Source organism: Maribellus sp. CM-23 (genome assembly GCF_021354595.1).
Lineage (GTDB): Bacteria > Bacteroidota > Bacteroidia > Bacteroidales > Prolixibacteraceae > Draconibacterium.
In genome coordinates this window covers 81842-94751 of record NZ_JADWYJ010000008.1, presented here as the reverse complement: position 1 = coordinate 94751, position 12910 = coordinate 81842, and the positions used below count along the sequence as shown (strand labels likewise).

Below are 12910 nucleotides of genomic sequence, written 5' to 3'. Positions count from 1 at the left end.
CTCGTTCAGTCGGTTAAGGAGAGGGAGAATTTAAAACCTATGCTTTTAAATTCTCCTCCTTCGAACCCGGTAAAAACTCCCAGATTTCCCACAAAAAAGAGGTTGTTCAAACTGTATCCAAGTTCCCAGTAATTATGCAATGCGGGAGTGGTCAGGTAATTAAAATGCAGGCTTTCGCTCCATGCCTTTCGGTTAACCAACGACAAATAGCGTAGCAGTAGGTATTCAGAACGCAGTTCAAAAGAAGCATTAACATAGCTTTTGTTGGTGCTGTATTGGTAATCATCGATCAATTGCAGCATTCCGGAGAACGATTTCATGCTAACCGGAATGTTGGATGTGTTAAAATGTTTGAATTGTGAAAAATGCAACTGGTCGGCATTGAAAAAGTAACCGGCATTCACACTCCAGTCAATTCCGGTACTGATGGATAGGTTTGCCTGGTGCTGAAAACGAAAATCAATCCGGCTAAAATCGGCCACCGAGGAAAATATATCTTTTACTCCCTGTTGGAAATTCAGGTCGAAGCGGTAAAAGTCACTCATAAACAGAAAGGGTGATTGTTGTGCCCAGGGCTTTCGAATACGCTTCCGGTAGGTGGCTCCGGCAGCGTACGAAAAACTTTGCTGTTCACTTAAAAAAGGACTGTCAGCCTCGTAACCTTTGGGAATATTGGGTGCGTAGTGTTTTTTGTCGCTCAAAGGGAAGGAGGCATGATTGGTAAGCGGGTAAAAATGATTGTAGGACGCGTTGGCACGCAATGTCAGGTTTTTCTGAAGTCGTTGCCCAATATTCAGCGAAACAAAAGAGGTTTCGTACAGACGCATGTAGTTTTCGGCAAAAAAGAAAGTGCTTGCCGCGTTTACTAACGGTGTGATCCCATTGTTGGTTCCTTTGAAATCGCGGCTTTCTTTGCCAACAGACAAATCAACGCGATTCATTTTACCAAACACATTGATGAAACTGGTGTTGAAGTTTCCAAACAAGGTTTTTCGGTTAAAGGCGTATCCCAATTGGCCTTCAAAATTCAGAAACTTTGCCGTATCGGGGTTGTACCTCAGGCGCATGTATTGCATGAATTTGTACCCGTCAACAGCGTTGTAATCGAAGTTGTTGGGATCGAGTAAGCCGCGGTATCGCAGGCGTATCAGGGAGTCGGAGCTTAAATCGAAACTACCGGCCAGAAGTGTTTTCACAAACTTGTTTTTGGCTTTGGAACCTATTGCAGAAGTATCCCGGCTCATGTTGTGCAGAGCCTGGATCGAATCAGCCATTTGATAGCTCTGTACCTCGGCAGGTGTCAAAGGGATGGTTCGGATCGAATCCCAGGCTTCTTCGTGACTTGCGGTGGTTTTCTTGTCCTCAATGTCGTAACTCTGAAAATAGTTGGTGGTTTCCATTTCCTTGAATTGCTCTTTGGTTATCTGCCGGTTTAAACGCGCAACTTTGCGAACATCGGCATTGTTCATGTGCTCTTTTTGCGTAATGATTTCCACCTCCCGCTGCATTCTTTTTATGTCTTCGTTTTCCTTTTTCTCTGCAACCGTTTCTACTTTGCCGGTATCAATTTCTGCCACTTCCGGCAAAACACCCGAGGTGTAGTTGTCCACAATCGAATCGTATTTTACAGAAGCGCCGTAGTAGAAATTTCCCCGCATGCCAAGCGCCCCAAAACTTCCGGTCAGGTGATGGGTCACCGGAAGCCAGTTTTCGCTCCCCAGGTTTTCAAACTGCTGTTTTATGCGGTATTCCACAAACTTTATGGTGGAACTGAAATCGAGGTTGTAAATGCACCAAAGCTGATCAACGATGTAAATGTAGCCATCCACCAACTCGTCGCTTTTGCGTTTTGGGGTCACTTTTATTTTGAAAACATCAAAATCACCCACGGTAATAAATCCTTCGTACTGAAAATCGTAATGGCGCAAGGCCATGGGAGCAAGCGGCGAGATCACCTCTGCCGGGCGTTCCTGGTAGAAGCTTTCGGTCATCAATCCCATTACCGGAGGTTCATCAATCCCTGTTAGCGAAGTGCGTTTGCTTATTACCTGCTGTTTGTAGGAATTCGGATAATCATAGGTTATTTTGTTGTGCGACTCAATTACGTAGGTCACATTTTCCTTGAAATAATCCTTGAATTTCCGGCCATCATCCATTTCCTGTTGCTTGATGATTTTCGGAATATTCTGAAATTCAAAATTACTTTTAATGTAGAGGTCGGCCGTGTAGTGTTTGATCCGGTCGCGGAAATAAGGAGCTTTTGCAATGGCTTTTCGCATTATTAAATATGCCGGGTCTTCTTTCCCCGGAAAGATCTTGACTTCTTTTAATTCAAATTTCTGAACATGCATGGTAATGGGGAGGTAGAGGCTGTCGCGATCCAGCGTGATCTGCCTGCTTTGTTGGAGATAGCCCATCGAACGAATGGTAAAATGATACGTTCCTTTGGGGAGTTGCAGGTGAAAGTTCCCATCGATGTTGGAGGTAGTGCCTTCCTTGGTTTCGCTGATGAAAATGGTAGCATAGGGAACGGGCTTATCGTTTTCGTCGCTTATTTTTCCGTAAATGACCTGCGCTTTTGCTGCCCCAAAGATCATTGCAAAAAAGAAGAGGAGGAGGGTTTTCAGAAAAATCCGATCAAAAGAATAAGTAAGGTTTCCGGGTTTCATAGTTCTGTTTTTTGTTTTCGGCTTACAAGTAAACAAATTTACGATAAGCGTAAGAGTATTTTATGTTTCCTTAAGATTTTATAGGATTTACTTACACAATACTATAACGGTTGGGGGCCTGATTCTACTACAAACATTGCTAATTTTCTCTAAATAGTTTTATTGAATGCAGTCAGGTTTTATAAAAATATCTTACAATAATTAAAGACAAAACATGTTGTAAAAACTATTTTTTCTGTCTGTTTTAATTGATAAATTGCAGCACAGTACAGGACAGCATAACGAGCCTGTCAACATTGAAATTTTGAATCAATAAATAATCAAAAATGGCAAACAGATTAATAGGAAGACTTCCCAAAGTGGGTATTCGTCCGGTAATTGACGGGCGCGAAAGAGGCGTACGCGAGTCGCTCGAAGTTCAAACCATGAACATGGCTAAAAATGCAGCCCGGCTGATCGAAGAAAACCTTCGTTTTCCGGGAGGTGAAAAAGTAGAGTGCGTAATTGCTGACACTACCATTGGCGGCGTGGCAGAAGCGGCTTTGTGTGCCGACAAATTTGAACGCGAAGGTGTTGGCGTGTCTCTGACTGTTACTCCATGCTGGTGTTACGGAACCGAAGTTATGGATGCAACTCCGCTGATTCCGAAAGCAGTTTGGGGCTTTAACGGAACGGAAAGACCGGGTGCGGTTTACCTGGCAGCTGCCCTGGCTGGCTATACACAAAAAGGCTTTCCAACTTTTGGTATTTATGGCCGCGATGTGCAGGATTCGGGCGATGAAACTATCCCGGAAGATGTGCGCGAAAAACTCCTTCGCTTTGTAAAAGCTGCCTTGGCTGCTGCACAAATGAAAGGAAAATCATACCTGTCGCTGGGATATACTTCGATGGGGATTGCCGGTTCTATGGTAAATGCCGATTTCTTCCAGGAATACCTCGGAATGCGTACCGAGTTTGTGGACATGGTAGAAGTTAAACGTCGCTTGGACGAAGGTATCTACGACCAGGCGGAGTTTGAAAAAGCAATGGCCTGGACCAAGGAAAACATTACCGAAGGCGATGATTACAACGCACCGGAAGCACAATCAGACCGTACACGCAAAGACTGGGAATGGGAAGTGGTTGTGAAGATGACCCTGATCATGCGCGACCTGATGATTGGTAATCCCAAACTGAAGGAAGCCGGTTTTGGCGAGGAATCGCACGGACATAACGCCATTGCTGGTGGTTTCCAGGGGCAACGTCAGTGGACCGATTATTATCCGAACGGTGACTTTTCAGAAACGATTCTGAATACATCTTTTGACTGGAACGGAATTCGCGAGGCTTTTGTATTTGCTACCGAAAACGATAGTTTGAATGCTGTTCCGATGTTGTTCGGACACCTGCTGACCAATACTGCACAAATTTTCTCGGATGTTCGTACCTACTGGAGCCCCGATGCAGTGAAACGTGTAACGGGCAAAGAACTGAGCGGAACGGCCAAAGATGGTCTAATTCACCTGATCAACTCGGGCTCAACTACCATGGATGCTACCGGACAGCAAAAAGATGCGAATGGTAATTCTGTAATGAAAGCGTTCTGGGATGTTACCGAAGAAGACGTGAAGGCTTGTCTGGAGAATACAAAGTTCTGTCCGGGAAGCAAAGGATATTTCAGAGGCGGTGGTTTCTCCAGCCAGTTTAAAACGACCGGAGAAATGCCGGTTACCATGAGCCGTGTAAACCTGGTAAAAGGGCAGGGGCCGGTATTGCAAATCGCCGAAGGTTACACCGTTGATTTGGATAATGATATTCACGAAGTATTGGATAAAAGAACCGATCCAACCTGGCCAACTACCTGGTTTGTGCCAAAATTAACCGGGAAAGGTGCTTTCAAAGATGTATATTCAGTGATGGCCAACTGGGGTGCTAACCACGGTGCTATCAGCTACGGACACATTGGTGCTGATCTGATTACGCTGGCTTCGATTTTACGGATTCCGGTTTGTATGCACAACGTGGAAGAAGATCAGATCTTCCGTCCGAGTGCCTGGAATGCTTTTGGTGAAGACAAAGAAGGATCAGATTACCGCGCATGTGCTAATTTTGGTCCGATCTATAAATAACATTGGATAAATAAAAGATGGTGGCAAAAAATGCTGCCATCTTTTTTCCAAAAACAAGTCAGAACCTTTCATGAAATTGCAATCGACACAAATAGCGGCAGGGCAAACCAAGTTGCAGCAATTGGTTCATTCCATTACGGAGGCAATAGCGAAGGGGGAACTAAAGGCGGGCGATCCGCTTCCTTCGGTGAATCAGTTGAGCAGCGAAAGTGGTTTTTCGCGCGATACCGTATTTAAAGCTTACAACATTTTAAAGCAGCGCAGCATTGTTGAGTCGGCGCCAACGAAAGGTTATTTTGTGGCCAACGAATCGTACCGGGTTTTTGTGCTACTCGATGATTTCAGTGCCTTCAAAGAACAACTTTACCAGGCCTTACGTCAAAATCTTCCGGAGTCGTATTCCGTCGATTTGCTTTTTCACCATTACAACCGCGACGTATTTGCACAGCTGATCGAAAGCAGTTTGGGACGTTACAGCATGTATGTGGTTATGAACATCGATCACCAGTCGATGGAGCCCATTTTGCATAAAATCGATGCGAACAAGCTTTTACTGCTCGACATGGGAAAACCCGATAATGACAAGGTGAACTACCTGTTGCAGGATTTTGGTGAGTCGGTAGTGAAATGCCTGGAAGAAGGTGCCGGGCAGCTTAGCAAATACAACGAGCTGGTTTTGATTTATTCCGAAAAAGACACACCGCATCCGGTAGAGGTGGTTCCGGCCATTCAGTCGTTTTGTAAAACGCATTCCATTCAATTTTCACGCGTAGGCAGGTTCAATTCTTCGCAGCTAAAAAGTGGGCAGGCTTATTTTGTTATTCGCGATGCTGATTTGGTGGAAGTGATTAAATCGTGCCGTGCCAACCAACTGGAGCTGGGGAAACAGGTCGGCATCATTTCGTACAACGATACGCCCATGAAACAGATTGTGGGTGGCGGAATTACGGTTATCTCCACCAATTTTGAAGAAATGGGACATGAGGTGGCAACGTTTGTACAACATAAACACAAAGTTGGAAAAGTCTTATCTACTTCATTAATTTTAAGGGATTCTCTTTGAACCTTAAAATGATGAATAAACTCTACACTTTTCTACTTAGCATGAGCCTCTTAACATTCTCGCCTGATTCAAACAGTCAAAGCACGTTTGACCGGTTTTCAGGTATCTCCGTAGGTGATCCAAAATTAACAGGAAGCACAGATTTTGATGAGCATAGTCAGGTGTTTACCCTGAAAGGAGCCGGAACAAATATGTGGTTTGATCGCGACGAATGCTGGTTTGAGTGTACCAAAATCAAAGGTGATTTTATCCTTTCCGCCAATGTTGAGTTTGTTGGTGAGGGCGTAAATGCCCATCGAAAACTGGGAATAATGGCACGTTCCGGTTCCGGAGCGGGTTCGGCATATGCAGATGCGTGTGTGCATGGCGACGGGCTTACCGGGATGCAGTTCCGCGAAAAGGGCGGTGAAAACACGCAAGAGGTAAAATCGGATATTTTAGCACCTGAGTTTATTCAACTTGAAAGAAAAGGAAATACCTACATTATCCGGATCTCGAAAGACAGACAGGCCTTGGTAACGGTTGCTCAGAAAGAGCTGGAGTTGGGAGAAGAAGTGCTGGCCGGGTTATTCATTTGTTCACACGACGAAGCTGTAATTGAAACGGCGCGGTTCAGCAATGTTCGCCTTGAGATTCCGGCGGCTGCAGGTGTTGATGGCTACCGGACACTATCGCCAAGCAGGCTGGAAATTCTGGATGTTGAAACGGGGCAAAGAACCATTGTCTACGAAACCGATGCACACATTGAAGCTCCCAACTGGTCACGCGACGGGAAATTTCTCATTTATAATTCGGGTGGAAAGTTGTACCGTTTCGATCTGGATAAAAAAGCTCCTGTGGAGATCAACACCGGTTTTGCGCAGTCGAACAACAACGATCACGGAATTTCATTCGATGGGAAAACGCTGGCCATAAGCAACCACGTGCAGGAGAGTGGCAACAGTCATTCCATCATTTTTACGGTTCCGCTTGAGGGCGGCACTCCCAAACGAATAACCGCCAAAGGCCCCTCGTACTGGCACGGTTGGTCGCCCGATGGGAAATGGCTGACGTATTGTGCCGAAAGAAACGGAAATTACGATGTGTATAAGATTTCGTCGGAAGGAGGGGCGGAAATTCGCCTAACAAACTCCGAAGGCCTTGATGATGGCCCGGAATACTCACCGGACGGGGAATTTATTTATTTCAATTCAGTACGCAGTGGGATGATGCAAATATGGCGAATGAAACCTGATGGAGCAGACCAGGAACAGGTGACTTTTGATGACTTTCAGAATTGGTTTGCACACCCGTCTCCGGATGGAAAACAACTCATTATGATCTCTTATCCGAAGGAAGTTCCGGCCAGTTCGCATCCGCATAATCAGCGGGTGGTGCTACGTGTAATGCCCGCGTCGGGTGGCGACATAAAAAGCATGGCCTTTTTATATGGTGGACAGGGAACTCTCAACGTGCCTTCGTGGAGTCCCGATTCCAAAAAAGTGGCTTTTGTTTCCTATACCTACTAGAATGGCAAGCGATGCCGGTTTTTGTGTCTGATTAAATTGCAGACGCTTCTCCTGAGCCTGCTAATTGCCAATTCCGATCCCCATGGTTATGCCGGCAAATAAACTGCCGCCTTTGGCCTTTTCTTTTCCGGTTAAAAAGAAGTCGTACGAAACATTGGGACGGATAAACCACTTGCCAACATTTTCGCCGCTGAATTTGCTCTTAAAGCGTTTCAGGTTAATATCGCAGGCAGTGCCGATTCCCGGACTAAAAACACTGGTAAGTTTCAGGTTGGCTGTCTCATCATCCGGAATATCAAAGTTCGATTTGTCGGATTTCATTTGGTAATTTCCCACTGAAACATACGAGAAGAAATTAATGTGCTGCGTTGTAACCCAGGCTTTACCAATTTTTAACCCGTATTTTATCGCGAATACATTGTCGTCGGGAGTGTGAATAAGGTCGTGCTTTTTAACCGGCATGTCAACCTTCGAATGCACTTGTCCCACACTGCCCTGAAAAAACAGGGAAAGATAAAGCTGGTTAAAAAACCATTCCAGCTCAAAATTCATACTTTGAAAATGTGAGGTGAAGTTTTGATTGATGTTCCCGTTCAAAAATTCATGTCCGTAACCCAGGCAGAAATTCATAGCATAAGGTGCCACATAGCCCTGGATAAGTTCCAGAAATGAACTGTACTTTGTGTCGGGATAAGACTTTCGGTAGGCAAGAATTGAACGGTTGGTTTTGTAAATGTCCTCTCCTTCGAAGTAGCGGATGTAAAGTTCAATGAGTTCTTTGTCTGCCGCCGGAAGGTTGGTACGCTCCAGATCTTTTTTTATTAGCGTTAATTCCTGGCCCAGAAACATTTGTAACTGCCCAGTAATGTTTTCCACCTGGATATAGTTGGTTTTTCCTTCCAGAAGATTATCAAAATTGGCCGCCGCAAAAAGAAATTGTTCAAAGTTGCTGTTGGTAAGCGCTAATAATAATTCCTCTACCGGGTAAAAGATCACATAGTCTTTGTTGACATTGTTTTTCAGGAAATTGATGGTTTCGGTGGCTCCCTGGCTGTCTCCGTGAATGGTTTTGTCTACTACCATTTTTCTTCCGTTTCGGATTATTATTTCGGTAGAGTCGGTATAACCAATGATTTGCTGCCGGATGTCGTTCTGTGCAAATGCAAAAATGGGAAACAGGATGAGAAAGCTAAGGCTTAGCAGGATGTTCGTTTTCATGCTCTGGTTTTTATCGGGTGTTGATGTGTACAAAAGTAAAAACACACTTTGATTTTGCAACACTCACCCTGTAATTTCCCAAAGGATAAATTGCATGATTATAAAATGGATGTGGGGGAGAGGAATGGTTGAGCAGGTAGAAATTGATTTGCAAACTGTTTAAAGACCGAGGTAGTCGCTTACATCGCGCATGGCGTTGACGGATAGCTCTGCAAATTCGTGGATCGGGATTCCGATTTGTTCGCATTCCAGAATGTTTTCACGCTTAACCGATGCCGCAAAAGCTTTTTGTTTCATGCGTTTGGTAACGGATTTGGCTTGCACGCTCGCCAGTTTTTTATCCGGATAAACCAGGGTAGTGGCCGTAATTAAACCGGTAATTGTTTCGCCGGCTGCCAGGGCATGCTGAAACTCGGTGGTTCGTTCTTTGCCGGTGGCAACTTCGTTGTGCATAACAATGGCATCCAGCATTTCGTCGCTTACCTTTCCTTTCAATAGTTTTTCGGCATACGGACCGTGTGTAAACGGATCGGCATTGGTGATTTCCACGTCAATGTCGTGTAAAAGGCCCGCCAGCCCCCATTCTTCTTCGTTTCGGCCCAAACGTCGGGCCACTGCCCGTAATACAGCTTCTGAGGCCAGGCAGTGTTTGCGCATGTTCTCCGATTTAATGCAGTCTTCGAGTAACTGGATGGCTTCTTCTCTTGAAATCATAGATGATAATTTTTACGGCATCATAAAAATAATAATTTTGCCGGACAGCGATTTGCTTCGGCTGTTGTATTATTTAATTGATTGAATATGTTGGAAATTGAACGCAAGTTTCTGGTAGATAATAACAAGTGGAAGCCATCGGTTGCAGGCGATAGAATACGACAGGGATATCTGTCAACCGATAAAGAGAGAGTGGTGCGGGTGCGCACAAAGGGCGACCAGGCATTTCTGACCATTAAAGGGAAAATGCAGGGAATCACACGAACCGAGTTTGAGTATGAAATTCCGGTAGATGATGCACTTGCATTATTGAAAATGTGTTTGAACCACCCGATTGAGAAAACCCGCTACACAGAACTTCATGCCGGAAAATGGTGGGAAATAGATGTTTTTGAAGGTGAAAATGAGGGATTGCTTCTGGCCGAGATTGAGTTGCAGCACGAGAATGAAGAGGTGCAATTTCCTGAGTGGGTTGGGGAAGAAGTGACACAGGATTTACGGTATTACAATTCGTACATGTCTCAAAAGCCTTATTCGGCGTGGTAAAATTGTGTAGCAGCGTTAAATAATTTATTAATAATGAATTGTTGAAAGTAAAACTGAATATTTATGTTCACGAATAACATAAATACTAATTTTACGTTTCCAACTAAAAGCTAAAAAACAAGTCAATGTTCCATTTCAAAAAGAAATCAATATTCATTGTTCTCTTTGGCGCATTTCTGTTTCAGTACTCGTTTGCGCAGGAGAATGTAAAAAATGAAGATGAAAAAGTATTGGAGAACGGGATCCGTATTCTTCGTAATTATTTTTTGGAAGATAATAACTGGCATCTAACACAGTCAGATGTTCATTCAAACATTTCAGGGCTTATAAATTTCTTGGAAGATAAACCGATTGACTCAATTCTGAATAACCTGAATCAGGCGCAACAACGCGACAGTATTTATGTGTACCGTTTGCCCGGGAATGTGAAAGACAGTTTACAGGTCCCGGGGTATATTTCATCGGCGCTTGTTCAGCAGAATGTGGAAAAAATAGCCTCCGATTTCAGAAGCGAAGTCGAAAAGAATCCGATTCCGGTTCCGGAGCGGGTGATTGACGATGCCAAACGTTTGGCCCCGGTAGTTCCGGCAGGAAAAGGGCTGGACCTTTTTGCTGATTCCGTTTATTCGTTCCCAAAACAACTGATCATTCCGGAAGTTATTCCGGATTCGGTGCTTAATTCGCCGGAGCAATTCAAAAAGCTGGTGGCAATCGATAGCCTGCGCAATGTGTATGTTGAACAGAAACGACTGGCCTACAACGATTCTGTTACCAACGAGTTTGTAAACAAACGGGTAGCCGATTTCAGAAAGCTGGTGTTTGAAGAACAACTTCGGTTTAGGACAAAGCGCTATAAAGACGAAGTAACTCTTAATAATTACGAGGTGCTGAACGAGTACAACAACCGCGAAATTGCGATGGTTAACGATAGTATCAGAACTGTAATTGAAGTGTTAACTGCATATGCCGACTATATCGACACGACCTCGATCCGGATGAAAAACCTGAATGGTGAAGGGAGCGACATTGTGTTGCAAAACAATATTGAACGCTTTGCGCGGGTATGGTTAAAGAACGAACAAAAAGATTCGCTCCAGTTGCTGATAAAGTCTACCGGAAAGCGGGAAATGCAGTTTCTGCTTAACGACGGGGTGACTTTTAGCCGCTTTTCTACCCGCCAGACCAAAGGTTTTGATTTTGAAACCTTGAAAACCGACCACTCGAAGTTCTCGAAACTGGGGAAAAGTTACGAACTGGAAACTCCCTGGGTGATTGGTGGCGACGGCAATGCGGGGTTTACACAGACCTATTTCGAAAACTGGAAGAAAGGGGGACAAAGTGCACTCTCTATATTGCTGGTGTTAAAAGGCTTTGCCAACTACAACAGTGCCAACGGGAAAAAGAAATGGGAAAACTCGGCCGAAATTCGTAACGGCTGGATGAAACCCGGTGGTGGCGAGGAAGTGCGTAAAAACGACGATAAATTTGAATTTACATCGCGCTTTGGTTTAAGTGCCTACAAAAAATGGTTCTACAGTACTGAATTAAACTTTAATACCCAGTTTTTCAGAGGGTATAAATATCCGAAAGCCAATAATCCAACACCTATTTCTGCCTTTCTGGGGCCATCCAAAACCGTATTCAAAGTAGGGATGGACTACAAACCCAACAATCGGTTTTCGATGTTGCTTTCTCCTTTATCGCTCAAAAATGTTTTTGTAAAGGATACTGCCTTGATCGATCAGACAAAATTTGGTATTGATGCAGATAAAAGGGCTTTCTGGGAAATCGGTTTGAACGCCGACCTGAAAATGAATACCAAGATTACGGAGGATATTACCTTGATGACAAAGTTCAAAACGTTCTTTAACTACAACGATCCGTTTAACAACCTCGATATCGACTTGGAAAACCAGTTGCAGGTAAAATTTACAGACCATATGAACATGCGGATAATGCTTCATCTGATTTACGATGACAATGTGTTATTCCCGATTAAGGACGATGCAGGCAAGGTGGTTGGTCACGAGGCAAAACTTCAGCTGGAAGAATTCATTACCATCGGATTTAACTACAAAATCAACAAAAAAGTAATGAAAACCCGGAGAATCAGATAGCCTGTGCAGATTGTGGCTTATTTTTTCTGAGTTTTGTTCTTCCGCGTTTTAACAGGAAAATTTACTTTTGAATAAAAGTATTTAGCAATGAAAGATTTAAAAAGATATTATACCCTGCATGCCGATCCAAAGGATGTTTACAATGCATTGACCAACCAGCGAATGCTTGAAATCTGGACCGGCGAAGAGGTGCTTATGCAAACCGAGCCAAATACCGAATTTTCGTTGTGGAACGGTAGTATAAGCGGGATCAACCTGGAGTTTGAGGAAAACAAAAAGATCGTTCAGCAATGGTTTTTTGGCGACGATGAAAAGGAGTCGATTGTGACCATAAAACTTCACCCTCATAAAAAAGGAACAAGCGTTGAGCTGATCCACACCAACATTCCGGACGATGCCTATGAAAACATTTCGGATGGCTGGGACGAAGATTATTTTGGTGCACTCGCCGAACTGTTTATTTGATGCACTATTCCCCGCAATATTGGATTGAAAAGTTAGGTTTGGCGCGACATCCGGAAGGCGGCTGGTTTAAGGAGGTGTACCGCTCCGAAGAGCAAATGCTGCCGGATCCGGCCTGTTTTCAGCAACGCGGCGAACGGAATGTCTGTACTTCCATTTATTATCTCTTGGAAGGGGACGATTTCTCTGCCTTCCACCGGATAAAGTCGGACGAAATATGGCATTATTACACCGGAACTTCAGCCATCGAAGTTTTGTGGATCGATAACGGAAATCTCAGACAATTTGTGCTTGGTGTGGGTGGGAAAGATGCTTTTCAGGCCGTTGTTCCCAAGAATACATGGTTTGCTGCCCGCCTAGCCGATAGGAGTGGCTTTGCATTGGTGGGGTGCACGGTAGCCCCCGGTTTTCAGTTTGACGATTTTGAAATGGCAGATGAAAAGCTGCTGGATGAATTCCCGGGGCTGGCAACCGATATTGCTGCACTAGTAAAACACTAGCATTT

General features: G+C 44.3%; 10 protein-coding genes. 7 read left to right on the top strand and 3 right to left on the bottom strand.

The features are described from left to right. Positions 1-5: 5 nt before the first annotated feature. Positions 6-2669, bottom strand: a complete 2664-nt coding sequence (locus INQ51_RS21335; RefSeq protein WP_233380015.1) for a DUF5686 and carboxypeptidase regulatory-like domain-containing protein — start codon at positions 2667-2669, stop codon at positions 6-8. A gap of 326 nt (positions 2670-2995) precedes the next feature. On the opposite strand from INQ51_RS21335, the gene INQ51_RS21330 reads away from it, so the two are divergent. The 3 genes from INQ51_RS21330 (at position 2996) to INQ51_RS21320 (ending at position 7348) form a co-directional block, all read left to right on the top strand. Then, positions 2996-4777, top strand: a complete 1782-nt coding sequence (locus INQ51_RS21330; protein ID WP_233380014.1) for an L-fucose isomerase — start codon at positions 2996-2998, stop codon at positions 4775-4777. A gap of 70 nt (positions 4778-4847) precedes the next feature. Beyond that, positions 4848-5840, top strand: coding sequence for a GntR family transcriptional regulator (locus INQ51_RS21325; RefSeq protein ID WP_233380013.1), 993 nt, complete (start codon positions 4848-4850; stop codon positions 5838-5840). A gap of 11 nt (positions 5841-5851) precedes the next feature. Continuing rightward, a complete protein-coding gene (locus INQ51_RS21320; protein ID WP_233380012.1) occupies positions 5852-7348 on the top strand; it encodes a TolB family protein in 1497 nt (498 codons plus the stop codon). A gap of 60 nt (positions 7349-7408) precedes the next feature. On the opposite strand, the gene INQ51_RS21315 is transcribed toward INQ51_RS21320, so the two are convergent. Both INQ51_RS21315 and INQ51_RS21310 read right to left on the bottom strand, forming a co-directional pair. Continuing rightward, a complete protein-coding gene (locus tag INQ51_RS21315) occupies positions 7409-8566 on the bottom strand; it encodes a hypothetical protein (RefSeq protein WP_233380011.1) in 1158 nt (385 codons plus the stop codon). Between the two features lie 159 nt (positions 8567-8725). Beyond that, on the bottom strand, positions 8726-9280 hold the full coding sequence (locus INQ51_RS21310; RefSeq protein WP_233380010.1) for an HDIG domain-containing metalloprotein: 555 nt from the start codon (positions 9278-9280) through the stop codon (positions 8726-8728). An 87-nt stretch (positions 9281-9367) separates the two neighbouring features. On the opposite strand from INQ51_RS21310, the gene INQ51_RS21305 reads away from it, so the two are divergent. From INQ51_RS21305 to INQ51_RS21290, 4 genes are all read left to right on the top strand, one after another. After that, the gene (locus tag INQ51_RS21305; RefSeq protein WP_233380009.1) at positions 9368-9826 is read left to right on the top strand and encodes a CYTH domain-containing protein; all 459 of its coding nucleotides are present in this window, start codon (positions 9368-9370) and stop codon (positions 9824-9826) included. 125 nt (positions 9827-9951) lie between these two features. Beyond that, positions 9952-11943, top strand: a complete 1992-nt coding sequence (locus tag INQ51_RS21300) for a DUF3078 domain-containing protein (RefSeq protein WP_233380008.1) — start codon at positions 9952-9954, stop codon at positions 11941-11943. Between the two features lie 87 nt (positions 11944-12030). After that, on the top strand, positions 12031-12408 hold the full coding sequence (locus INQ51_RS21295; protein WP_233380007.1) for an SRPBCC domain-containing protein: 378 nt from the start codon (positions 12031-12033) through the stop codon (positions 12406-12408). Beyond that, a complete protein-coding gene (locus tag INQ51_RS21290; protein ID WP_262909974.1) occupies positions 12408-12905 on the top strand; it encodes a cupin domain-containing protein in 498 nt (165 codons plus the stop codon). Before INQ51_RS21295 ends, INQ51_RS21290 begins: the two co-directional genes overlap by 1 nt. The last annotated feature ends 5 nt before the right edge of the window (positions 12906-12910 follow it).

Excerpts from the sequence above, each read along its gene's own strand:
- INQ51_RS21335 (WP_233380015.1), bottom strand. The coding sequence starts at position 2,669 with ATGAAACCCGGAAACCTTACTTATTCTTTTGATCGGATTTTTCTGAAA.
- INQ51_RS21330 (WP_233380014.1), top strand. The coding sequence starts at position 2,996 with ATGGCAAACAGATTAATAGGAAGACTTCCCAAAGTGGGTATTCGTCCG.
- INQ51_RS21325 (WP_233380013.1), top strand. The coding sequence starts at position 4,848 with ATGAAATTGCAATCGACACAAATAGCGGCAGGGCAAACCAAGTTGCAG.
- INQ51_RS21320 (WP_233380012.1), top strand. The coding sequence starts at position 5,852 with ATGAATAAACTCTACACTTTTCTACTTAGCATGAGCCTCTTAACATTC.
- INQ51_RS21315 (WP_233380011.1), bottom strand. The coding sequence starts at position 8,566 with ATGAAAACGAACATCCTGCTAAGCCTTAGCTTTCTCATCCTGTTTCCC.
- INQ51_RS21310 (WP_233380010.1), bottom strand. The coding sequence starts at position 9,280 with ATGATTTCAAGAGAAGAAGCCATCCAGTTACTCGAAGACTGCATTAAA.
- INQ51_RS21305 (WP_233380009.1), top strand. The coding sequence starts at position 9,368 with ATGTTGGAAATTGAACGCAAGTTTCTGGTAGATAATAACAAGTGGAAG.
- INQ51_RS21300 (WP_233380008.1), top strand. The coding sequence starts at position 9,952 with ATGTTCCATTTCAAAAAGAAATCAATATTCATTGTTCTCTTTGGCGCA.
- INQ51_RS21295 (WP_233380007.1), top strand. The coding sequence starts at position 12,031 with ATGAAAGATTTAAAAAGATATTATACCCTGCATGCCGATCCAAAGGAT.
- INQ51_RS21290 (WP_262909974.1), top strand. The coding sequence starts at position 12,408 with ATGCACTATTCCCCGCAATATTGGATTGAAAAGTTAGGTTTGGCGCGA.